At 70.7% G+C, this 22,791-nt stretch carries 18 protein-coding genes and 1 tRNA gene; 2 read left to right on the forward strand and 17 right to left on the reverse strand.

The window, feature by feature from the left end; translation table 11 throughout:
• Positions 1-38 precede the first annotated feature (38 nt).
• From KKR01S_RS03095 to KKR01S_RS03170, 16 genes are all read right to left on the reverse strand, one after another.
• On the reverse strand, positions 39-1,247 hold the full coding sequence (locus KKR01S_RS03095) for a glycosyltransferase (protein WP_081101511.1): 1,209 nt from the start codon (positions 1,245-1,247) through the stop codon (positions 39-41).
• A 5-nt stretch (positions 1,248-1,252) separates the two neighbouring features.
• On the reverse strand, positions 1,253-2,227 hold the full coding sequence (locus KKR01S_RS03100; RefSeq protein WP_055684344.1) for a glycosyltransferase family 2 protein: 975 nt from the start codon (positions 2,225-2,227) through the stop codon (positions 1,253-1,255).
• Complete coding sequence (locus KKR01S_RS03105; protein ID WP_055684343.1) at positions 2,224-3,312, reverse strand: glycosyltransferase family 4 protein; 1,089 nt, start codon at positions 3,310-3,312, stop codon at positions 2,224-2,226. Before KKR01S_RS03105 ends, KKR01S_RS03100 begins: the two co-directional genes overlap by 4 nt.
• A complete protein-coding gene (locus KKR01S_RS03110) occupies positions 3,309-4,223 on the reverse strand; it encodes a glycosyltransferase family 2 protein (RefSeq protein ID WP_055684342.1) in 915 nt (304 codons plus the stop codon). Before KKR01S_RS03110 ends, KKR01S_RS03105 begins: the two co-directional genes overlap by 4 nt.
• Entirely contained in the window at positions 4,220-5,476 is a 1,257-nt protein-coding gene (locus KKR01S_RS10775) for an O-antigen ligase family protein (RefSeq protein WP_055684341.1), read from the reverse strand. The genes KKR01S_RS03110 and KKR01S_RS10775 overlap by 4 nt, the downstream gene beginning before the upstream one ends.
• Positions 5,473-6,534, reverse strand: coding sequence for a glycosyltransferase family 4 protein (locus tag KKR01S_RS03120; RefSeq protein WP_244884087.1), 1,062 nt, complete (start codon positions 6,532-6,534; stop codon positions 5,473-5,475). Before KKR01S_RS03120 ends, KKR01S_RS10775 begins: the two co-directional genes overlap by 4 nt.
• An 83-nt stretch (positions 6,535-6,617) precedes the next feature.
• On the reverse strand, positions 6,618-8,861 hold the full coding sequence (locus KKR01S_RS03125; RefSeq protein WP_055684339.1) for an N-acetylneuraminate synthase family protein: 2,244 nt from the start codon (positions 8,859-8,861) through the stop codon (positions 6,618-6,620).
• Positions 8,858-9,604: an acylneuraminate cytidylyltransferase family protein gene (locus tag KKR01S_RS03130; RefSeq protein ID WP_055684338.1), complete on the reverse strand. Its 747-nt coding sequence runs from the start codon at positions 9,602-9,604 to the stop codon at positions 8,858-8,860. Before KKR01S_RS03130 ends, KKR01S_RS03125 begins: the two co-directional genes overlap by 4 nt.
• Positions 9,601-10,713 carry a hypothetical protein gene (locus KKR01S_RS03135; RefSeq protein WP_055684337.1) on the reverse strand — a complete coding sequence of 371 codons (1,113 nt, stop codon included), beginning with the start codon at positions 10,711-10,713 and terminating at the stop codon, positions 9,601-9,603. Before KKR01S_RS03135 ends, KKR01S_RS03130 begins: the two co-directional genes overlap by 4 nt.
• Complete coding sequence (locus KKR01S_RS03140; RefSeq protein ID WP_064724920.1) at positions 10,704-11,723, reverse strand: CgeB family protein; 1,020 nt, start codon at positions 11,721-11,723, stop codon at positions 10,704-10,706. Before KKR01S_RS03140 ends, KKR01S_RS03135 begins: the two co-directional genes overlap by 10 nt.
• Entirely contained in the window at positions 11,720-13,594 is a 1,875-nt protein-coding gene (locus KKR01S_RS10525) for a glycosyltransferase family 2 protein (protein ID WP_081101513.1), read from the reverse strand. Before KKR01S_RS10525 ends, KKR01S_RS03140 begins: the two co-directional genes overlap by 4 nt.
• On the reverse strand, positions 13,591-14,784 hold the full coding sequence (locus tag KKR01S_RS03150; RefSeq protein WP_061225277.1) for a glycosyltransferase: 1,194 nt from the start codon (positions 14,782-14,784) through the stop codon (positions 13,591-13,593). The genes KKR01S_RS10525 and KKR01S_RS03150 overlap by 4 nt, the downstream gene beginning before the upstream one ends.
• Before the next feature lie 44 nt (positions 14,785-14,828).
• A complete protein-coding gene (locus tag KKR01S_RS03155) occupies positions 14,829-15,869 on the reverse strand; it encodes a glycosyltransferase family 4 protein (protein WP_129357845.1) in 1,041 nt (346 codons plus the stop codon).
• A gap of 152 nt (positions 15,870-16,021) precedes the next feature.
• Complete coding sequence (locus tag KKR01S_RS03160; protein ID WP_061225278.1) at positions 16,022-17,005, reverse strand: ribose-phosphate diphosphokinase; 984 nt, start codon at positions 17,003-17,005, stop codon at positions 16,022-16,024.
• 3 nt (positions 17,006-17,008) lie between these two features.
• Positions 17,009-18,499: a bifunctional UDP-N-acetylglucosamine diphosphorylase/glucosamine-1-phosphate N-acetyltransferase GlmU gene (gene glmU / locus KKR01S_RS03165; protein ID WP_055684332.1), complete on the reverse strand. Its 1,491-nt coding sequence runs from the start codon at positions 18,497-18,499 to the stop codon at positions 17,009-17,011.
• A gap of 56 nt (positions 18,500-18,555) precedes the next feature.
• Positions 18,556-18,627 (reverse strand) — tRNA-Gln (locus KKR01S_RS03170).
• A 123-nt stretch (positions 18,628-18,750) separates the two neighbouring features.
• On the opposite strand from KKR01S_RS03170, the gene KKR01S_RS03175 reads away from it, so the two are divergent.
• Positions 18,751-20,589 (forward strand): ABC-F family ATP-binding cassette domain-containing protein, encoded by a 1,839-nt coding sequence (locus tag KKR01S_RS03175; RefSeq protein WP_061225279.1) that lies wholly within the window; start codon positions 18,751-18,753, stop codon positions 20,587-20,589.
• Positions 20,590-20,645: 56 nt separating this feature from the next.
• A complete protein-coding gene (locus tag KKR01S_RS03180; RefSeq protein WP_058730644.1) occupies positions 20,646-21,821 on the forward strand; it encodes a glycosyltransferase in 1,176 nt (391 codons plus the stop codon).
• A gap of 71 nt (positions 21,822-21,892) precedes the next feature.
• Here the strand turns inward: KKR01S_RS03180 and rsmA are convergent, their stop codons facing one another.
• Positions 21,893-22,783: a 16S rRNA (adenine(1518)-N(6)/adenine(1519)-N(6))-dimethyltransferase RsmA gene (gene rsmA, locus KKR01S_RS03185; RefSeq protein WP_174520364.1), complete on the reverse strand. Its 891-nt coding sequence runs from the start codon at positions 22,781-22,783 to the stop codon at positions 21,893-21,895.
• Positions 22,784-22,791: the final 8 nt, after the last annotated feature.

Below are 22,791 nucleotides of genomic sequence, written 5' to 3' on the forward strand. Positions count from 1 at the left end.
GTCCGGAGACCCCGGGCCGGGCCCGGGCCGGGCGGTCCTCAGCCGCAGAGCAGGCCCCGGCGTCGCAGCTGCTCTCGCAGCTGGTCCTCGAAGCGCTCGATCCCGAAGGCGCGGGCGTGCTCCCGGATCCGCTCGGCGTCGTAGTCCCGCGGGTCCAGGGCCTGCACGGCCTCCCGGATGGCCGGGGCGGTGGGCTCGTCGATGAACGCGCCGGTCACCCCCTCGCGCAGGGTGTCCAGGAATCCTCCGGCCCGCAGGGCGATCACGGGCTTGCCGTAGGCCCCGGCTTCCAGCGGGGTGATCCCGAAGTCCTCGTAGGAGACCGCGAGCACCGCGCGAGCCCGGGAGTAGGCCCAGCGCATCTGGGCGTCGGTGAGCCCGCGGGCCACCCGCACGTTGGGCGGCGCCTGGGTGCGCAGGGGCTGGTACAGCGGCCCCGCTCCGATGACCAGGAGGTTGTGCTCCGGCAGGTCCCGGAAGGCCTCCACGGCGTGCTGCACGTTCTTGTACGGCAGCAGGCGGGAGACGATGACGAAGAACTCCCCGGTCCCGCCGTCGGCACGCGCGGTCCCGTCCCACGGGACCTCGTCGATGGGCTCGACGGGGGCCTGCACGTCCACGCATTGCGGCGGGAAGAGCACCGGAGCTTCGAATCCGTAGACCCGGCGGATGCGATCGCGGACCACGCTGGAGTTGGCGAGGTAGTCGCCCTCGTGGCGGTGTGCGGCCTTCTGGTCCCAGCGGCGCAGGAAGGGCAGCATCGCGGCGAGCACCCAGGACATGGGACCCTTCCCCGCGCGGTCCCCGAGGTACTGGTCGCTGAGGTAGATCCACCGAGCGGGGCTGTGGCAGTAGACCAGGCGGTCCCCGTCGAAGCGGAACCCGTGGGCCCATCCGGTCGTGGAGACGATGCTCAGCCGGGCGGGGACCCGCAGCAGCGAGGAGGCCAGCGACAGCAGGGGCAGGGCCATGCGGTGGTGCCGGCGCAGGAAGCCGATCCGATTCAGCGGGGAGGTGATGATGCGGGCGTCCCGGAACTCGGGGAAGGTCCCCTCCGGGTCGTACAGCGTGGTGAAGATGGGGGCGTCGGGGAAGATCCGGTGCAGGGCCAGCACCACCCGCTCCGCTCCTCCGCGCTGGGTGAGGTAGTCGTGGGCGATCGCGATCTCGTGGCGGGGAGTGCGGTGAGGGGATGCGGGGCGGGGGCGGATCAGACGGCGGAGGGCGTTCGTGGGGGAGGCGAACATGTCTCTCAGAAGGTTCCTCGGGCTCTGTCGGGGTGGCGCTCACCGGCGTGGGCTGCCGCTTCCACGCACAGCGCCACCAGCTTACGGCCCAGACCTTCCGGAATGCGGGGCAGAATCCGGTCTACGCCCCCGGCGATCCTCTCCAGCCGGGTTTCGGTGAGCACGGCGGCGAGTCCGCGCACGGCAGCACCCCAGAGACCCGCGGGGCGCCGCTGCGGTCCGAGGGCCTCCTGCCCGTGCTTGGCCAGGAACAGCTCCCGCGCGGCCCCCGAGTGCAGGGCACGGCGGGCGCGGGAGGCGGTGGTGGTGGCGGCGACGTGGTGCGGGGTCAGCAGCCCGGGCTCGATGCGCACGCTCGCCCCGGCCTGCACGAGCCGCCAGCCCATGTCGACGTCCTCCCAGCCGTACCGCCGGTAGTCCCGGTCGTATCCGCCGGCCAGGTCATGCGCACGTCGGGTCACCGAGCAGTTGCCCGCCCAGTAGCGCCATTGGCGCCCGGCCGGCGTCGCCTCGGCGTCCTCCTTGAAGCGGGTGTTCATCGGGCGCCCGTACACCCGCGCATACGGGGTCTCCGGGTACCTGTTGTCGTACAGGCCGATGACCCCGGAGAGGCCGTCCGGGGCCGGATGCGCCTCGAGATGGCGCTGCACATACTCGGCTCCCGGTTCCAGGTCGTCATCGCAGCGGATGAGGATGTCCCCGCGGGCGGCGTCGAACCCCGCGTTCAGCGCGGCCGAGCGCCCCCGGTTCTCCGGGAAGACGATGCTGCGCAGCCGGGTCATGCCCTCGCGGCGGTAGGTCTCCAGCAGGCCGGCGGTGTCGTCCACGTCCCCGTCCACGACGACGATCACCTCGAAGTCGTCGATGCTCTGCCGCTGGAGCGCATCCAGGGGGTGGTGCAGGCGGTCGCGGCCCCCGCGGGTGGGGATGATGACGGAGGCGCGCACGGCAACGTCGGCGGTGGGCTCGTGCTCGGTCATGGGCGTCCTTCCTGGGCGGGCGGAACGGGGTCCTGGCCGCGCCGGATGCGGTCCAGCACCTCGGCCACTCGTGCCCGGCCGGCTTCCGGTGAGTACAGCCGCCGCCACCTCGAGTGGGCGGCGTCGGTGATGCGCCGGACCCGGGCGGGGTCCTCGCGCAGAGTGCGCAGGGCCGAGCGCAGCACGGCGGCCAGGTCCTCGGCGTTACCCGCGCGGGCGATCCACGGGTGCTCCGGGCCGAGCAGTTCCGGGAGGGCGCCGTCATCGGAGACGACCAGCGGCACCCCGGCGCTCATCGCCTCGGCGGCGGTCAGCCCGAAGACCTCGGAACACTCGGAGGCGACCACCAGGAGATCCACCTGCTCGAGGAACCGCTCCGGCACGACGCGGCCGCAGCGCACGACCAGCTCCGCTGGGACCCGACCGATGGCCCGTTCGACGACCGCCACCTCATCCTCGGGGATGTGCCCGTGATCGCCGGCCAGCCAGAGCTCGAGTGATCCTCCTGCGGAAGGGTTCCCGGCGAGCTCCCGGACGGCCTGAGCCAGCGTTGCGACCCCCTTCATGGGGGAGATCCGCCCGAGGAAGCCGACGCGCACGGGCTCGCTGGGAGGCGCAGGACGGCCGGTGATGCTGATCACCGGAGTCCAGTTGGGAAATCCGCGGGTCCCGCGGACCGCGGCCGCGCCGTAGTACGAGGGGATCAGGCTCACGGAACCGCCGATCCGCAGCGCGGCCGCGAAGATCCGATTGGCGCCGGTCGGCACCTGGTGCAGGTGGGTGATCCTGCGGCGGTGCCCGATCAGCGCGAAGGAGGGCACCAAGCCGTTGCACCAGATCCACGCGTCGCGGTGTCGGGCGGCCCACCGGGCCAGCTGCAGCATGTAGGCGGGTCGGGAGTCGGCGGCCAGGCGCACGACGTCGTATCCCTCGGCATCCGCGCGGCGGCAGACCTCGTCCGGGGTGCGCGGGGCGATCACGGAGACCTCCCAGCCCTCCTCCCTCGCGGCGCGCGCGATGGCGAAGAGCATGACCTCACCGCCGGAGATGTCCCCGTTGTTGGTGGCCAGGTAGAGACGGGTCATGACCCGGTTCCGCTCCGAGCGCCGAGGCGGCGCTTCAGCAGCCCGCCGAGAGGGCCGTAGACGATGCAGCCGTAGACGCGGCCCCATGCGGCCACGACCCGGCCCGCGTCGGTTCGGTCCACACTGCGGGTCCGCAGGGCGGCGCCGAGCACCCCGACGGAGACCCCCACGGCGTCCTTCAGGGTTCCGCCGACCGTGTAGCGCCGCGCGTCATAGGCCGGAAAACGACGGGCCATGAGCACGCGGCCCTGACCGAGTCGGAACCGCTTGCGGATGCTCGCGGAGTTTCCCGATACCGTGAAGTCCACGGCGGCGTCCGGAACGCTCAGGAGGGGGAATCCCGCTTCCTGGACCCGCCAGGAGAAGACCACATCCTCGAAGCCATAGGTGGGAAGCGTCTGGTCGAAGCCCCCGACAGCATCGCAGGCCGCGCGGGTCACGGCCATGCATGCCCCTCCGACGTGCGAAAGGTACGGTGTCTGCACCACACCGAGGGCGCTCGCACCGGTCTCGGAGTCCCCCGGATGATGCGGATGCACGCTCCCCCCGGCGAGGGCCTCCCGGTCCCGCAGCGCGTCCCCGAACGCCTGGATCCAGCCATCCCGGATGGCGTCATCCGCATCGCAGAAGGCCAGCACGCGACCGCGAGCGCGGCGGATCCCCGCATTGCGCGCGGCCGGAATGCCGGGGACCGACCCGCCGTCCACGATCTGCACGGGGAACCTCTCGGCGTCGTGCTCTTCTGCGGCCCAGTGCCGGATGAGCTCGGCTGTCCCGTCGGTGGAGCCGTTGTCCACGATGACGAGCTCGAAGGGGTGCGTGCTGCGCTGGGCCTCCACGGCGGCCAGCTGACGGCCGAGCGTGTCCGCCCCGTTGCGGACGCAGATGATCACCGACACCAGGGGCGTCATCGGGCCTCTCTCCTCGCGACGATCCGCGGTGCAGCGCTGGTCGCGGACATGGCCGGTTCCGAGGCGCCACCTCGCGCCGACACTGCGACGAAGATCGCGAGGCCGAGCACCACCGCCCACGCATTCGTGTAGAAGACCTCCCCCAGGCGCCACGCGCACACGAGCAGCGCGACGGCCGCCCCCTGGGCGATCCGCCCCGCGAGGGGGTCTGCCACGGAGATCGAGCTGAACGGCCGGACGCCCACGAGCACGGTCACCGCGACGATGGAGATCAGCCAGGGCCAGCCGCCCTCCACGAACGCGGACCAGTAGGAGTTGTGGAAGAACCATGCCTTCTCCTCCGTGCCGCCGGAGGAATCCAGGAGGTGCACCACGGCTTCGCCGAGCCCGCGGCCGAAGAAGCCCGTGGTCTGGACCTTCGCCCACGACGCGTCATCGATCCGGTCCCGCAGGGCATCGCTGCCCACGCGATCGGAGAACACGCCGACCTGCGAGAAGTCCTCATTGAGCAGGTTGACTCCCCAGTAGATCACCAGCCCCAGCACGAGCTTCCAGAACACGGACAGCCGGGGCGCCAGCAGGATCCACAGGGCCCCGGCCGCGAAGGCCGCCAGAGAGGTGCGCGAGCCGGTCAGCCACAGCGGCACCGCGGCCGCCAGCAGCCACAGCAGCCGCGCCGGGAGGGTGCGGAACAGCATCAGGCCGAGCAGCCCGAAGATCGCGTAGGCCAGACCGGACTGGTTCTTGTCCCCGATGAATCCGGTGAGGTACCCGCCGTAGTCGTTGGAGGCCAGCCCCGCGTAGAAGGCCGGGATGTTCAGCGCCAACCCGGTGAGATAGCCGATCACCGCGGAGCGGATGTGGATCCGCCCGGAGGCGATGAACCACAGCATCGCCGTCACCACGGTCATGCGGAAGAGCCGGCGCTTCCAGTCCTCGGCATCCGCGGACTGATCCGCCAGCGCGGAGACCAGCCCCACGTAGACCAGCATCAGTGCGTTCAGGACCACCAGCCAGCGGTACTCGCCCAGGGCCACCGCCGGACGACGGCACAGACCGTAGAGGACGACGACGATGGGCATGAACTGGTGGGTGTCCAGGCCGACCCCGGGCACGTGGAAGGGCAGCACCATCACCAGGAACAGGAAGAACTCCACCAGGCGCAGCCGCCCCGCCTCATCGCGCACCCGGTCACGGGTGCGCTCGTACCAGACGGAGCCGGAGCCGGCGGGCCGGACCGTCGTCGTGCTCATCGTGCTCTCCTCCCAGTCCCAGGGGTCCGGACCTCGTCATAGGCCGCGGCGATGCCCGCGCACATCTGCGCGGCATCCCACCCGCCCGTCGCAGGCCCGGGTCCGGCTTCCGCGGTCATCAGCTTCCGCGCGATCACCGCCGGGTCCGGAGAGCTCACCAGGCTTCCCGCGGGCAGGATCTCGGCGTTGCCGCCGACCTCCGTGGCCACCACGGGCAGTCCCACGGCCGCCGCATCCAGCAGCGTATAGGACAGATTCTCCCAGGCCGACAGCTGCGCCAGCACATCGGCCCGGCCCATCGCCTCGATCGGATCCGCGAAGCCGACGAAGCGCACGGCCTCCGCCACGCCCAGCGTCCGGGCGCGGTCCTCCAGCTGCGAGCGCAGCGGCCCCTCCCCCGCGACCTCCAGAGTGGCTTCCGGGACCTGCTCGCGCACCCGCGCGAAGGCCTCCAGCAGGACGTCCAGGTTCTTCTCCGGGGCCAGCCGAGACAGGCTGAGCACCCGCAGGACCCCCGGGGCACCGGGCATCCGGGCGGCGTCGAAGCGCCGTCGCAGGGTCGGGGCGTCCACCCCGTTGCGCACCACGCGCACCCCGCGAGCTCCCCACTTGGCGGCCATGACCTCGGCCGTGGAGGCGCTGACCGCCAGCTTCACGTCCGTGACCCGCAGCCGCACCCCGTGCACCAGATTCATCACCCGGGCGCGCAGCGTCGAGGACTGGTAGACGGAGTCCTCCGGGGCGATCCCGTGCTCGGTGGTGGCCAGCACCGGGCCCCGACGTCGCAGCCCCGGCAGCCGGGAGAGTCCCAGAGCCGCCGCGGCGACGACGTCGGCGAAGGCCAGGTGCGTGTGCACCACTACCGGGCGCAGGGCGCGCACCGTGGCGCGCAGGGTCCGCACCGACGCCGTGAACCCGGCGCCGGTGCCGAAGGCCCCGGTGACCACGGCGGAACCCTGCCCGCGCAGGGCCTCGGCCAGCGCCCCCTCCGGGCACAGCACCACGATGCGATATCCGGGGATGCCCTGTCGCGCGGCGTCGAGCACGTGGCGGGCCACGCCCCCGATCTCGGGGACGGGGACGCACCACAGCGCGATCGGAGCGTTCTGCTCGCTGCCGGAACGGTGTTCCGGCGGTGGAGTCACAGCCACTGCTCCAGGCGGTCCAGGGCGACGAAGAAGCCTTCGCCGTTGTTCACATGCCCCATCCAGATCTCGGGGATGAAGGAGGCATCCGGCACGATCCGGCGCAGCTGGGCGCCCAGCGCGGCCCAGTCGACGTCGCCCTCGCCCACCTGCACGCCCTCGCCGTCCACTCCGGTGCCGTCCACCAGGTGCAGGTGGATGGTGCGCGGAGCCAGCAGCTCGACGGCCTCGCTCAGCGGCATCTTCAGGAAGTTCGCCGCGAGCATCGTGTGGGAGATGTCCAGGCAGAGGTCCACATCGTACTCGTCCGCGAACTCGCGGGTGTCCCGCGGATCCAGGAAGAGGTTGTGGTACTGCTGCCCGCCCATCAGCCACGGGTACGGCGGCAGGGTCTGCGCGGCGATGCGCACACCGTCGGCGTCCAGTCGCCGCAGGGCCTGCCCGATCCGGGCGTACTTGGCTTTGCGCTGCTCCGGCGGGATGTGCCCGTTCTTGGTGAACCCGCCCATGGTCACCACCATCACCGGGTCATCCTCCAGGGTGAAGTACTTCTTCATGTCCCGGGTGATGTCGATGGTCCGCTGCACCTCGCGGATGGAGCGCTCCCAGATCTCCTCGTCCTCGGAGGCCAGGTCCACCAGGAAGTCCCCGGCGAACAGGTCCGGCAGGTGCGTGGTGAAGGACATCGGCAGCTTCTCGTCGAAGACCTCCTCGATGTCCATCTCCAGGTCCTTGTAGGAGAAGTGGAACTCCAGGAAGTCCGGCTTCGCCTCCTCGATCAGGGCCCGGTAGTCGTGGAAGCGCACCGGCAGACCCCAGGGCCGGTCGAAGGAGAAGTCCCGGCGCAGCACGGCGTCGTCCTTCAGGTCGCCCTCGAAGAAGAAGTCCCCCTCGGCGACGTCGCGGTGCAGGGTCCGCCCGATCAGCTGATCCGCATAGTTGGGCTGCAGGCCGCGGCCCGGGGACTTCACGGCCACGTCCTCGGCGGTAACGGTCTCCCCGGCCTTCAGGGCCCGGGTGGCCACCAGGGACTTGGCGAGGTTCACCCGGTTCATCAGCTCGCCGGTGGTCACCTCGCGGGGACCGGCCGATCCGATGGCCTCCTCGACGTCGCGCACCTGACGCACCATCGCCGCGAACTCCTCGGGCAGCAGGGAGACGGTGTGGTCGTTGCCCTCGAGGGTCTTGTCGATGGTGAAGTGCTTCTCGATGATCTTGGCCCCGCGGGCCACCGCGGCGATCGGCACGTGGTACCCGCGCTCGTGACCGGAGTAGCCCACGAGGGTCTGCCCGATCTCCTCCAGCCGGGACATGTACGCGAGGTTCACGTCCTTGTACGGGGCCGGGTAGGCGGACTGGCACTGCAGCAGGGCGAAGCTGGCACCCACCGAGCGCAGCACCTGCACCGACGCCTTGATCTCCTCCTCCCGGGACATGCCCGTGGAGACCAGCATCGGCAGACCGGTGCGGCCCATCGCCCGCAGCAGGTCGTGGTTGGTCATATCCGCGGAGGCCACCTTCAGACCGGGAATGCCGTAGGAGGTCAGCGCCTCCAGGGAGGGGACATCCCACGGGGTGCACAGCACGTCGATGTCCACCTCCTTGCAGTGGTCGAACACGTCGTACATCTGCTCCACGGTCAGGGAGAACTTGGACAGCAGGTCCAGGGTGTACTGGGCGCCGAGATCCTCCCCGGCGGAGGTGCCGCCGGCCTGGCGGTACAGGGCGTCCATGTCCCGCAGCTGGAACTTCACCGCATCCGCCCCGGCCTCGGCGGCCAGGTCCACCAGGCGCTTGGCCAGCTCCGGGTCCCCCTGGTGGTTGTTGCCGATCTCCGCGATGAGGAAGGCGGGGTGGTCCTTGCCCACCGTGTGCCGTCCGATCTGCAGCGTCTCCGCGGAGTCCATGGCAACGGCCAGCAGGTGCCCCCGCTCATCCACCAGCGGCAGATGCTCGATGCCGCCGCCGAACAGCCCCGCCAGCTCCGCCGGCTCGGCCCCCTCCGGAGCGGTGCGGGGGTTCCGGTTGGCGACCTCCAGGCAGGAGACGGACAGGTCCGCGCTCGGGTTGGCCAGCAGCCACCGGCGGAAGTCGCCGTCGGTCAGGGCGCCCTGGAGGATGCCGTGGGCATCCACGCAGAACACGATGCGGGCCCTGTTCGCGGAGATCTTCTGCAGCCCGGTGAGCACCGGGTCCTCGGAGAAGACGACGTAGGGGGAGATGGTGCGTTCGATGATCACTGGTGGGTTCCTCGGTTCTGCGTCTCGTCCTGCGGGTAGGTCTCCCGCAGCTGTGCCTCGGCCGTGGCGAAGTCCACGGGGGTGTCGATGTCCACGCCCTCCACCTCGTCCAGGACGAACAGGCGGATGCGCCCGCCCAGGCGGTTGTGCAGCTCGTCGTAGATGTGCGGTGCGGTGACGTAGAGGGAGCCGTTCTCCCGGTAGCGCAGGGTCTGCTCGGTCAGCTCCTGACGGCGGGGCCGGTGCATGACCTCGTACTCCGCGCTCGGTTCCTCCCCGGGTGCGCCCTGGCGCCAGATGAACGGGGACTCGGGGATCACCCCGACCATGGACTCCGCATCCGAGTCCAGGAACTCCCGGACTGCCCGGGCGATGGTTCCCGGCAGGCGCAGCGGAGAGGTGGCCTGCAGCAGCATCACCGCATCCGGGGCGAAGCCGTCCGCGCGCGCCCAGGCCAGGGCGTGCTCGATGACGGGTTCGGTGGCCGTGGTGTCCTGCGCGAGCTCGGCCGGACGCAGGAAGGGCACCTCGGCGCCGGCCTGCCGGGAGATCTCGGCCAGCTCCTCATCGTCCGTGGAGACGATCACGCGCAGATCCGTCTCCGGGGCGAGTTCGTTCCGGGCGGCCAGCGCCTGGGCGATGGTCCAGGCGACCAGGGGCCGTCCGGCGATGGGTCGGAGGTTCTTGCGGGGGATCCCCTTGGATCCCCCGCGCACCGGGATGACGGCCAGGACCTGGCTCATGGTGTCGGTTCCTCTTCCTGCTGCTGTGCGATGGTGTGCGGGGCCGACGGGTGCCGGTCCTCGGTGAGGATCTGGGCGATCCTGCGGGCGGGCTCGACGTCGGGCCGGTCGGGCGCGGGGGTGGGCTGTCCGCCCCAGGGGCGCATGCCGTAGCGTCCCCACAGCTCCCGCAGCCAGGCGGGCGGTCGGCGGTGGTGCACCCAGGCGGGCAGACCGAGGGCCGCGGCCTCCAGGACCCCGGTGGAGAACACCGAGACCACGGGCGATCGCAGCCGCGTCAGCGGCTGGCCGGCGTCGTCGAAGGCGATGCCGCGCCGGCACCACCAGCGGTGCACGAGCCGGGAGAGGAGGTCCCGTTCCCCGGGATGCGGGCGGTAGACCGCACCCTGCTTCCTGCAGAAAGCGTAGCAGGAGCGGATCAGCCCGATCCTGGGCAGCTCGGCCCCGTGCAGCTGGCCCAGGAACACCGGGGCGGCCTCGACGGCTTCTGCGGGACCGCGCGGGGCGGCGCCGGCGCGCCACAGCAGCTGGGAGCCCACCACCTCCGCCGTGGTGTCCGGACGGCCCGCGGTCCAGTAGGCGGCGTCCGCGGCGGAGAAGGCCAGCAGGTGCGCGGCCCGCGGCAGCGGGGGTGCCATCGGCACCAGCAGGCCGTGCTGGACCACCCAGAACGGCAGGTCCCGCTGCTCGCGCCAGGCGTCCGCCGCGGCGCCGACCGGCAGGTAGGAGCCGACCCCGAGCACCCGGCGCACGCTGCGCAGCTCGGGGGCCTGCCCCAGCTGCTGCCCCGTCAGCTCCCGGGTGCGCCAGGGCCCGCCGGGCAGGTGCTCGGTGACCTCGTGGGGGGCGAGCACGGCGAGGTCGCGTTCCGGCAGGTGGGTCAGGGGCTCCAGCAGGGCGGCCCGCTGGGTGGGGCCGGTGGTCTCCAGGGCGACGAGCAGCTCGGGCGCCTCGCCGCGTACGTGCAGCGCGAATCGGGGCTGCGGCTCGGGGATGCGGCGGATCCGCCGGACTCCGCGGGCCGCGGCGGTCTTCAGGGTGCGCGGCAGGTTGCGCCGGGCCTGCCAGCGGTGCCAGGCGCGCAGGTCCGCGGGGTAGGTCAGTCCCACAGCTTCTGCACCTCCCGGGCCCGGTGGGCGAAGGTGTGCTGCGCGAGGGTCCGAGCGCGCCCCGCGGCGCGGATGCGCTCGGACCAGGGCCGATCGGCGAGGACCCGGCGGGACAGCTCCAGCAGCTGCTCGGGGCTGCGGTAGATCAGCACCTCCGTGCCGGGGTCGTAGAACTCCTCGACGTCGGGGCGGTCGATCAGCTGGATGCCGTTCATCCCGGGCACTTCGAAGGTGCGCATGGCCAGCCCCTCCTGCAGCCCGTGCACGTTCAGGGCTGCGGCGGCGCGGGCCTGCACCGCGTAGGCCTGCGCCAGGGGGATGTCCCGCTCGGAGGGCAGATCCGGGCGGGCCCATTCCCAGGTGCGCAGCTGGTCCACCGGGTGGTGGGACCAGCCGCGCCCGTAGGCGCGCACCGGCACGCCGTGCCCGGACAGGTGCTCCAGCAGCTGCACCCGGTTGGGGTAGCGGGAGCCGACGAAGACGATCTCCTCCTGGGTGCGGGTCTGCGGCGGGGCCAGCTCGGGGTCGAAGCCGTTGGGCACGTAGGCCGCGGGCACCCCCGCCTCGGCGAGCATGTCCGCTTCGGAGCGGGCGTAGCTGATGACCCCCGGCAGCTGCCGCAGGAAGTCGAAGTCGTAGCGGTGGCGGGAGAGGTCGTCGTAGAGCCACAGCAGGTGCGGGACCCCCTGGGCGCGCACCTCCTCCCAGAACGCCTGCCCCAGGGCGTCGGCCTTGATGACCAGCAGCCGGTCCGGTCGGTGCTCGCGCAGCACCTCCACGGCGCGCCGGGTCAGGTCCGCCTCGGCCCGCTCCCGGGAGTCCGCGCCGAAGCGCTCGGGCAGCTCGTAGCGCAGCTTGTTGCGCAGCTTGGCCCCCACGGTGTCGAAGGCGTCGTAGCGGTGCACCGCCGTCTCGTAGCCCAGGGCCCGGAAGCCGCGGGCGATGGAGTGGCAGTACCCGTGGAAGGCGGGGCTGATGATCAGCAGCCGCTGGCCGCGGGGCTCGCTCACTGGTTCGCCCCTCGTTCGCTGAGGCCGGTCAGGGCCCATTCCTCCCGGAACGTGCGCAGCGGGGCGACGTCGCGCCCGGCGGCCCGGCGCAGCACCTGGTGCCCGAGGTTCACCAGGGTCGCGGCCCGCAGCGCGGCGCGCAGCCGACGCTCCCCGCCCCACTTGCGGGCGTACAGGAAGCGGGAGGCCACCAGCCACCGGCGACGCAGCCCGGGGTTGGAGGAGCCGCCGCTGGCGTGGGTGACGGTGATATCCCCGAGGACCGCTGAAGACACTCCGATCTCCCGGAGACGCCGTTGCAGATCGACCTCTTCGGCGTTCATGAAGAATCTCTCGTCGAATCCACCGACCGATCGCACGGCCTCCACCGGAAGAATCATCGCGGCCCCCATGACCCAGTCCACGGGGTGTTCTCCGAGAGCCTCTGCCTGGGTATCATGCCCGACTGCCTCGTGGAGGGCCCGACGATCTCGGTACCTGGCCAGCGGTGTCAGCCACTCCACGACCTGTTGCCTGACCGTGGGAAAGTGCCGACCCACCCATTGGGCGGTGCCGTCTTCATTCAGAACGCGGGGCGAGTAGACGGTGGGCCGAGCCCCACGCACTCTTTCAGTGATGCGGGCGACCACGCCCTGAGCAAGATCCAGGTCGGAGTTGAGGACGAGTGCCCAGGGAGTCGTGGCCTCAGCCAATCCGGTGTTCACGGCAGAGCCGAATCCGCCGTTGCTCTCCCGTCGCACCACCTTGACGATCAGCCCGTGGGGGTTCTCTTCTTCGGAGAGCTCCGCGTCCTGGTCCAGGAAGGGTCGGGGCGAACAGTCATCCACGACGATCACCCGCAGGTCGGCGATCCCCTGCTGCCCAGCGAGCTGCTTGATCAACGACCGAGTGTCATCGGGCGTTCCGTAGTGGGGGATCACCACGGTTACAGGGTTCTCCTCAGGACTGACAGATGTGTTCGCTCCTGCACCGGACGTGGCGCCGGCGACCGGATGGTCCAGCTGACGGGGAGGGACCCGCCCGGCGATTCGATAGCGCCAGTGCCCCTCGAGGATTCCCTCAGCCCACCCGAGGTGCTCCCAGCTCGCGCGACGCTCAGCTGGGTCGACGTTCGGCCGAAGGGTGAGCACCGCCTTCAGCAGGTCCTCGGGGTACCGGCGGAGGGAGCCTGCGAAGGATATCGGCGGCAGCGGCCTGCCCTCTCGGAACCGAGCCCAAAGCAGCATCCACCCCAGAGCGTAGGCTCGACGCTGCTTTCGCACGGCACGCATCGTGCGCCGCTGCACGTACCAGGAAGAGGCGAGCGTCGTCGTCGTGAGCTGGAATCCCGCTTCCTGCGCTCGCCAGTCGAAGTCGACCTCCTCGTGCCCGGTCGGGAACGATTCGTCGAAACCCCCGATGGCATCCCAGACGGTCCGCTTCATGCCCCTGCTGGACCCATGCGTATAGGGCAGGTATCCCATCGTCCGGTATTCCGGGCCGAGCTTCCTGCCGGTGTCGGTCTCCACCCAGGTGCCCACCAGATCTGCCTCATCGAGGGCTCGTGCCACCACACCGACCCAGTTTCGACTCACGCGATCATCAGCGTCGCAGAGCAGGATCTTCGATCCGGACGCAACCGCGATTCCCGCGTTGCGGGCATGGGAGGGCCCTTGAGTCTTGTCAGCCCGGACCACCCGCAGGTCCCCGGGGACGCGATCGGACCAAGCCAGCGCCGCTTCCCGTGTCCCATCCGTGGAGAGGTTGTCCGCGACGATGATGTCGAATGCCGGCGAGTCGACCTGCTGCGACAGCGCTTCCAGCTGCCCCCCGATGCTGTCGGCGGCATTGAAGGCGGGGATGACCACGGTGATGTCTGCGGGATGGCTCACGATGCGCTTCCTGTCGGGCTGGAGAGGTCCGGATGAATGGTGCTGAGTGCGCGTTCGGCGGCTTCGCTGCCGAATCGACGCCGAAGCTCAGCAGCAACGGCCTCGGATCGTCTTCGATAGGACGCCGGAGCGCCGAGCACGGAGACCACGGCATCGGCGAAGGCCTCCGGATCCGAGGTCACGCCCGCGAACCAGGAGTCGTCCCCGATGCCTTCGGCTCCCACGGGAGTGGTGACCACCGGGACTTCAGAGGCCAGGGCATCGAGGGTCTTGAACTTGACCCCGGCGCCCTGGAGAAGCGGGACCACGGCCACGTCGGCCCGAGCGTATTCCTCGGCGAGGTCCGGGACGAAGCCGAGCAGCTCGGCCCCCGTCCCGTCGGCATCTCGCCGGACGGTGTCGCGGATGCCTCCTCCAGCGATCCGCATCCGGACATCGGGAACCTGCTGCCGGATGCCGGGCAGCACCTCGCGCAGGAACCATCGCAGCCCCTGCTCGTTGGACCAGCGAGCCAGGTAGGCGACGAACAGGATCGTCGGCGGCGCCGACTCCTCGACCGATCGCGTCGACGCTGCGGGAAGATCAACCGGCGGAGGCAGGGTGCGCACACGGGGAGATCGCGGCAGCAGCGCCGCGTCCTTCTCGGACAGGACCACCAGGGCGTCGGGCCCACCGGACCCGGTGGCCAGACGCCGTTCATCGCGGCGGACGCGCCCGACCGCCCATCGGCTGTAGACATTCAGAAGAAGTCGCGAGATGCCGGTGCGCGGGCTGGTCTGGGCGGCTCGGGAGAGCTGCTGGCTCAGCACGTCATGAAGGGTCACCACCGTGCGAGCCGAGGGGTTGATCCGGCGGATCGTGCGCAGCAGGTCAGCCTGCTCCTGCCACTGCAGATCGACGACGTCCGCCTCGTGCAGCAGCCGGGTGGCCGCCGGATCCTCGCGCAGCCGATGGTGCATCCAGCGGGAAGCTCGCCCGGTCTCGAGAAACCGGGACACCCGGGAGCGCAGAGCCGACCGCTGGGCCGGGGTCTCGAGGATCACCACGTCACGCAGCCAGGACGCCGGGCGGGCCCGGCGCACGGCAGGACCGTCGGGGACGATGACGCTGACATCCGCCCTGTCCGCAAGCCACCGACTCGTGCGGGAGATGAGAACGCCGCCGGCGTGCTCCGGGTTCTCCTCGGGCACAAGAGGCGTGATCATCACGACCCGCTGCCGTCTCGAAGCCCTCATCATCGCATCAGCGCTGCCCGCTCGATCACCGGAAGCACCTTCCTCGCCCAGCAGTCCCAGGACAGGACGCTCTCGAATCTTTCGCGGGCCTGCGCACCCCGTCGATCCCGCAGCTCTGGGTCCACCAGCTCGGTCAGCGCCCTGACCGCCTGATCCTCGTCGTCCACCAGACTCCCCGTGACGCCGTCCACCACGACATCCGCGACGCCGCCGGTGCTCTGCACGACGCACGGCAGGCCGAAGCCCGCCGCATCAGCGAGCGTGATTCCGCCAGCCGCCCCCCGAGTCAGCTCCAGCAGGACGTCGTGCCGCGCGTACTCCTCGGCCATCTGGGGCCGGGACACACGCCCCGGAGCTCGCACCCACGTGGGCAGCGGCGTTCTGGGAGTGTCACCGAGGACGGTGAGCACCGCCGACACACCGGAGTCCCGGAGCCGTCCGACGACCTCGACGGCCCGGTCCCCGCCTTTCCTGTGCCAGTCCGTCGCCACGGCGAGCACACGCAGCACCCCATCCTCAGAGGTTCTGCGGGGCATGCCGTCGGGGTTGCCCACGGCTGGCCCGAAGGGCGCCACGGTGATCCGCTCCGGCTCCGCCCCGTAGTCCTCGACCAGGGAACGTCGCGCCCAGTCGGAGGCCACGACCATCTGGTCAGAACGGCGCAGCGCAGCCCGCTCGATGGCATCTCCCTGCCACCGTGCGAACGCGCTGAGATCCGTGAACTGGGGATACAGCCCCTGGATCGCCCGGAACGTCGCGTCGGTGATCTGGACGCAGGGAACATCCAGCCGAGCCCGTGCGAGCACCCCGGATGCCGCAATGCCGACCACAGCGTCGGGGCGGCGCTTTTCGACTTCGCTCCGGGTTGTGCGGCCGGACCTGCCCGCGGTCGCCCACGAGTGCTGGGGGAGATAGCCGCGGCGCAGGGCACCTGAAGCTCTGGCCAGGACCCGGTCCACCCGGTGGTGGGAGACACTGATGCTCGTTGCGGTGAGCCGGTGCCCACGGGCCTCAGCCTCCCGTCGCAGGGCTTCCAGCATCGGGACCACGGCGCCCGACCAGGCCCGCGGATCCTTGAGGTCCCACGGGCTGACAACCAGGATCTCCAACGCTAACTTCCCTCCGAGGGTCCGTTCCCCAACGGGGGAGGCGCACCTCAACTCGCTGACTGCCGCTCCGCCGTCGTGCGGCTTCAGCTGACCCCGTTGAACAGGCTGGTCACGGAGCCGTCCTCGAAGACCTCCTTGATCGCGCGGGCGATCAGCGGGGCGATGGACAGCACCGTGAGGCCCTCGAAGCGCCGCTCCTCCGGCACCGGGAGGGTGTTGGTCACGACGACCTCGGTGGCCCCGGAGTCCTTCAGCCGCTCCACGGCCGGCCCGGAGAACACGGGGTGGGTCGCGGCGATGATGACGTCCTTCGCCCCGGCCTCGCGCAGCACGGACACCGCCCCGGAGATGGTCCCGGCGGTGTCGATCATGTCGTCGATGAGCACGCAGGTGCGGCCCTTGACGTCCCCGACCACGGTCTTGGCCACGGCCTGGTTGGGCACGGAGATGTCCCGGGTCTTGTGCACGAAACCCAGCGGGGCACCACCCAGCAGCTCGGCCCACTGCTCGGCCACCCGCACCCGGCCGGTATCCGGAGAGACCACCGTGACGCCCTCGGTGCCGACCTTGTCGCGGACGTAGTTCGCGAGGATCGGGATGGCCATGAGGTGGTCCACCGGACCGTCGAAGAACCCCTGGATCTGGGCGGTGTGCAGGTCCACGCTCATGATGCGATCCGCCCCGGCGGTCTTGTACAGATCCGCGATGAGCCGGGCGGAGATGGGCTCGCGGCCCTTGTGCTTCTTGTCCTGTCGGGCGTACGGGTAGAACGGCGCGATGACGGTGATCCGGCGGGCGGAGGCGCGCTTGAGCGCGTCGATCATGATGATCTGCTCCATGAGCCAGTCGTTGATGGGCGCCGGGTGGGACTGCAGGACGAAGCAGTCCGCTCCGCGCACGGAGTCCTCGTAGCGCACGTACGTCTCGCCGTTGGCGAAGTCGTAGGCGGACACGGGCAGCAGATCGCATCCCAGGTTCTCCGAGATCTGCTCGGCCAGCTCCGGGTGGGCGCGGCCGCTGACCAGCGCCAGCTTCTTCTCCCCCGGGTTCGTCAATTTGCTGCTCATGGATCAGCCTTCCTCGCCGTCGTGCTGTGCGTGTGCTGCGCGCTGGGCCCGGGCGGCGGCATCGGCCGCCGCGGTACCGGGTCGCTTCCTCTCCACCCAGCCCTCGATGGTGCGCTGGGGGGCGTCGTTGATGGCCAGTGCCCCGGCGGGGACGTCCTGGCGGATCACGGTGCCGGCGCCGGAGTAGGCCCCGTCACCCACCGTCACGGGGGCCACGTACATGTTGTCCGAGCCCATCCGCACGTGCGAGCCGATCACGGAGCGGTGCTTGTTCACCCCGTCGTAGTTGACGAACACGCTGGCCGCGCCGATGTTCGAGTGCTCGCCGATGGTGACGTCTCCGGCGTAGGACAGGTGCGGCAGCTTGGAGCCCGCCCCGATCTGGGCGTTCTTGGTCTCGCAGAAGGTGCCGATCTTCCCGCCTTCCCCGAGCCAGGTGCCCGGGCGCAGGTAGGCGAAGGGCCCGACGCTCGCCCCGGGGCCGATCTCGGCGTCGGAGCCGTGGGTGCGCACGACCTCCGCGCCCTCCCCCACCAGCACATCGGTCAGGGTGGTATCCGGGCCCACGGTGGCCCCGGTCTCGATCACCGTGGTCCCGTGCAGCTGGGTGCCGGGCAGGATCGTGACGTCCTCGCCGATCGACACGGTCGCATCGATCCAGGTGGTGGCCGGATCGACGATGCTCACCCCGGCGCGCATGTGCCGCTCGGTGATGCGGTCGTTGAGGACCCGGCCCAGCCGGGACAGCTGGACGCGGTCGTTGGCGCCCTCCACCTCCCAGCGGTCGGCCACGCTCAGCGCGGAGGTGCGGTGCCCGTGGGTGCGGGCGATCGAGAGCACGTCCGTCAGGTACTTCTCCCCCTGGGCGTTCTCGGTGGTGACCTCGCGCAGGGAGTCCCGCAGCACGGCGGCGTCGAAGGCGTAGATCCCGGAGTTGACCTCGGTGATGGCCAGCTGCTCCGCGGTGGCGTCCTTGGCCTCCACGATCGCGGTGACCTCCCCGCCCTCGTTGCGGATGATCCGCCCGTAGCCGCCGGGCTCCGCCAGGTGGGTGGTCAGCACGGTGACGGCGTTGCCCGCCTCGCGATGGAAGCGGGTCAGCTCGCCGATGGTGGCCGGGGTCAGCAGGGGCACGTCCCCGTAGGTCACCACCACGGTGCCCTCCAGGGGTGCACCGAGCCCGTCCAGGGCGTCCACGGCCACCTCCACGGCGCGCCCGGTGCCCGGGATCTCGTCCTGGTCCACGAGCAGGGCCTCGGCGTCGAAGGCGGCGACGTGCTCGGCGACGCGCTCGCGCTGGTGGCGCACGACGACCGCCAGGTGCTGCGGGGCGAGCTCGCGGGCGGTGGCCACGGCGTGCTCGACCATGGAGCGGCCGCCGATGGGGTGCATGACCTTGGGCAGGGCCGACTTCATGCGGGTCCCCGCCCCGGCGGCGAGGACGATGACGGCGGTCGGTGCGCCGGTGGCTTCGGACTGGGGTGCGGAGGTCAAATCGGAAGTGCTCCTCGACGTAGCTGTGCCGGCGCCGCGGCACCGTGTCCTGGTCGTTCCGCCTCTAGGACTCGAACCTAGAATAACGGCTCCAAAGGCCGCTGTGTTGCCGATTACACCAAGGCGGAGTGCGCCCCGGAGGCGGTCTGGGAGCGTCAGGGACGGACGGTTGCCCATGCTACCAAAGGGGCGAGGAGCCTCCCGGACCCGCCTCGCGGCAGCTGCGGCCCGGCAGCACGTACGCTGGGCGGGTGGCACATCTACTGGGTGGAGAGTCCCTGCACGTCCGCTTCCCCACGCGGACGGTCTTCGAGGGCGTGACCGTGGGGGTCAACGAGGGCGACCGCATCGGCATCGTCGGGCGCAACGGGGACGGCAAGTCCACGCTGCTGTCCCTGCTGGGGGGGCGCCTGGAACCGGATGCCGGGCGGGTCACCAAGCGCTCCGGGATCACCGTGGGCTACCTGGATCAGTCCGATGTGCTGGACGGGCAGGACTCCGTGGGCCGGGCGATCGTCGGCGACGCCGCGGAGCATGAGTGGGCCTCGGACCCGAAGATCCGCGACGTCGTCTCCGGTCTGGTGGGGGACCTGGACTGGGCCGCGCCGGTGGCCTCCCTGTCCGGCGGGCAGCGGCGGCGCGTGGCCCTGGCGAAGCTGCTGGCCGGGGACTGGGACGTGCTGATGCTGGATGAGCCCACCAACCACCTGGACGTCGGGGCGATCACGTGGCTGGCCGAGCACCTGAAGCGCCACTGGTCCCGCACCGCCGGCGGCCTGCTCACGGTCACCCACGACCGTTGGTTCCTGGACGAGGTCACCAGCCGTACCTGGGAGGTGCACGACGGCGTCGTTGAGCCCTTCGACGGCGGGTACGCCGCCTACGTGCTGCAGCGGGTGGAGCGGGACCGGCAGGCCGCGGCGGCCGAGGCGAAGCGGCAGAACCTGATGCGCAAGGAGTTGGCGTGGCTGCGCCGCGGCGCCCCGGCGCGCACCTCCAAGCCGAAGTTCCGCATCGAGGCGGCCAACGAGCTGATCGCGGACGTTCCCCCGGTCCGGGACACGGTGGGTCTGGCGCAGATGGCGGTGTCCCGGCTGGGCAAGGACGTGGTGGACATCGAGGACGCCTCGGTCTCCTATCCCCTGCCCGACGGCGGCACCCGGCCGGTGCTGCGCGAGGTCACCTGGCGCATCGCCCCCGGCGAGCGCACCGGGATCCTCGGGGTCAACGGCGCGGGCAAGTCCACCCTGCTCGGCCTGGTCACCGGCGCCGTGCAGCCCACCGAGGGGCGGGTCAAGCGCGGCACCACCGTGCGCATCGCGACCCTGACCCAGCAGCTGGACGAGCTGGAGGAGGTGGCCGAGGACCGGGTCTCCGAAGTGATCGGCCGCAAACGCACCAGCTACGTGGCGGACGGGAAGGAGATGACCCCGGGTCAGCTGCTGGAGCGTCTGGGCTTCACCAACGCGCAGCTGTCCACCCCGGTCAAGGACCTCTCCGGCGGGCAGAAGCGGCGCCTGCAGCTGCTGATGATCCTGCTGGACGAGCCGAACGTGCTGATCCTGGATGAGCCCTCCAACGACCTGGACACGGACATGCTCGCGGCCATGGAGGACCTGTTGGACACCTGGCCGGGCACCCTGCTGGTGGTCTCCCACGACCGCTACCTCATGGAGCGGGTCACGGATCAGCAGTACGCGGTGCTGGATGGCCGCTTCCGCCACCTGCCCGGCGGGATCGACGAGTATCTGCGTCTGGAGGCCGCCCACGACGCCGGTTCCTCCCGGCGGGACCAGGCCAATCCGATGGGCGCGGCGTCGTCCCCGTCGGCCTCCGACGCCGCCCCGGACGCCGTGGCACCCCGGTATTCGGGGGCGCAGGTGCGGGAGGCGCAGAAGGAGCTGAAGTCCGTGGAGCGGAAGCTGGCGAAGCTGGAGGAGGCCAAGCAAGCGGTGCACGCGCGCATGGCCGAGCACGATCAGACGGATTTCCAGGGCCTGGGCGAGCTCAGCGCGGAGGCCTCCTCCACCCAGGAGGAGATCGACGCCTTGGAGGAGCGGTGGATGGAGCTGTCCGAGATCGTGGAATAATCCGATTCCGCAGTCACGGCTCCACGGCCGCCGTCCACCCCTTGGAGTGAGCACCCTTGACACGACCGAAGGTCCTACTGATCGAGCCCAATCCGGTCTTCGTCGTCGAGGGGAGACTCTGGGCTCCGCGGAAGTCGCTGGAGAACCAGGACCTCTTCTCCCGCCGTCTGCTCCAGCTCGGGAGTTCCCTGCGCATCGGAGGACTGCTCGTCCGGCCGGCAGCTCCTGAGGAGCTTCCCGTCGGCTATGCAGCCGTCGAGGATTTCCTCAGCGAGCGCAGCGTCATCCCCGAGTCCCTCACCCCTGAACTGGTGCGCAGGGATTCCCCGGATGTCATCTGGATGCTCAGCATCCGCAGGACCTCCTGGCTGACGAAATTGGGCATTCCGACGTATCAGATGACCGAGGTGCTGCTGAGTGTGCGCATGGATCTGGCTCGCGCATCCGGTGGTTCCCGCGCGGATCTCCTGCGCAGCGCGATCGGGTTGCGTCGTGACGAGCTGCTCCTGCGCCGTCGGCTCCGTCGAGCCGCCGGCGTCGAATTCAACGGGGTCGCGGCCCGAGATGCCTACGCGTCGCTGAATCCGCGTCATCTCACGTTCTACGATCACCGGATCTACCAGGCGGATCTGGATGTCCTGAGCGCCTCCACCCAGCCTCCGAATACCTCCCCTCGTCTACCGGACGCTCGGATGAGCATCGCGTTCTCCGGTCGGCTGGAGCCCTTCAAGGGAGCCCAGCTGCTTCCGGAGATCGCCCGTCACCTGCAGGACCTGACTCCCGGGACCGTGCTCCATGTGCTCGGGACGGGGGCGCTGGAACAGAGCATCCGCACGCAGGCCCCGGCGAACCTCGTCATCCATGGGTTCCTCGACATGGATGAGTGGAAGCAGTTCGTCCGGGATTCGGTGGACATCGTCATCTTCCCCCATCTCCAGGGGGATCCCTCCTGCACGTACTTCGAAGCTCTCGGGTGCGGAGCCGCGATCGGCGGATTCGACAATGAGACCCTGACGCCGCTGGTGCGGGAGCACGCGGTGGGATGGACCGCGCCTCGGGGCGACGCTCGAGGATTGGTTGAGCACATCGCCGCCGTCCAGCGGAACCCGCATGACCTGATCACGGCCAGACGGCGGGCTGCCCGTTTCATGGCGAACCGGTCCGTAGAGCAGACGGCGCGGCAGCGGGTGGATCACCTCGTCTCCTGCCTAGCGGCTGTCTCCGCGAGCTGATCTGAGACTTCCGGATCGTCGGCTCATGAGCTTCGGAAACACTCCGGATGAGCGCCACCTCTCTCTTCTGGTCAGCAGCGCCCCGCCCGGGCGATGCCGATGAAGCCCTCGATGCCCAGCCGCTCTCCCCGCAGGGTCGGGTCGATGCCGGCCGCGGTCAGGATCTCCCCCGCCCGCCCCGCCGAACCGGCCCAGCCGGCCAGGGCCGCGCGCAGGGTCTTGCGACGCTGGGCGAAGGCGGCGTCGATCACCGCGAAGACCTCCCGGCGGGTCACGTCCTCCGCCAGGGGCCGCTCGTAGCGGCGGAAGGCCACCAGGCCGGAGCGGATCTTGGGCGCCGGCCAGAACACGTTGGTGCCGATGACCCCCGCCTTGGAAACCTCCCCGAACCAGCGGGCCTTGACCGATGGCACTCCGTAGACCTTGGAGCCGGGAGCGGCGGCCAGCCGGTCGGCCACCTCGTCCTGGACCATGACCAGCCCGTGGGTGATGCTCGGGAACTGGGCGAGCAGGTGCAGCAGCACCGGCACGGCCACGTTGTACGGGAGATTGGCCACCAGCGCATCGGGTTGTGCGGGCAGCTCGGTGACGGTCAGGGCATCATGCAGCACGACGTCGAGCCGATCCGCGCTCTCGGGGCGGAAGCGGCGCACCGTCTCCGGCAGCTGGGCGGCCAGCGGCGGGTCGATCTCCACGGCGACCACGCGCGCCGCGGCATCCAGCAGCCCCAGGGTCAGCGAGCCGAGCCCCGGGCCGACCTCCAGCACGACCTCTCCCGCGTCCACCCGTGCTGTGGTGACGATCCGTCGGATGGTGTTGGCGTCGATGACGAAGTTCTGGCCCAGCGTCTTGGTCGGCTGGATGCCTGCGCGTGCGGCCATTTGGCGGATCTCGGCGGGGCCCAGGAGGGGTGCGGTGCTCACCCGGGGGATTCTACCGAGCGGACGCGCAGAACCGATCATGGATGCCA

Origin of the sequence: Rothia kristinae NBRC 15354 (assembly GCF_001570865.1) — a bacterium.
Lineage (GTDB): Bacteria > Actinomycetota > Actinomycetes > Actinomycetales > Micrococcaceae > Rothia > Rothia kristinae.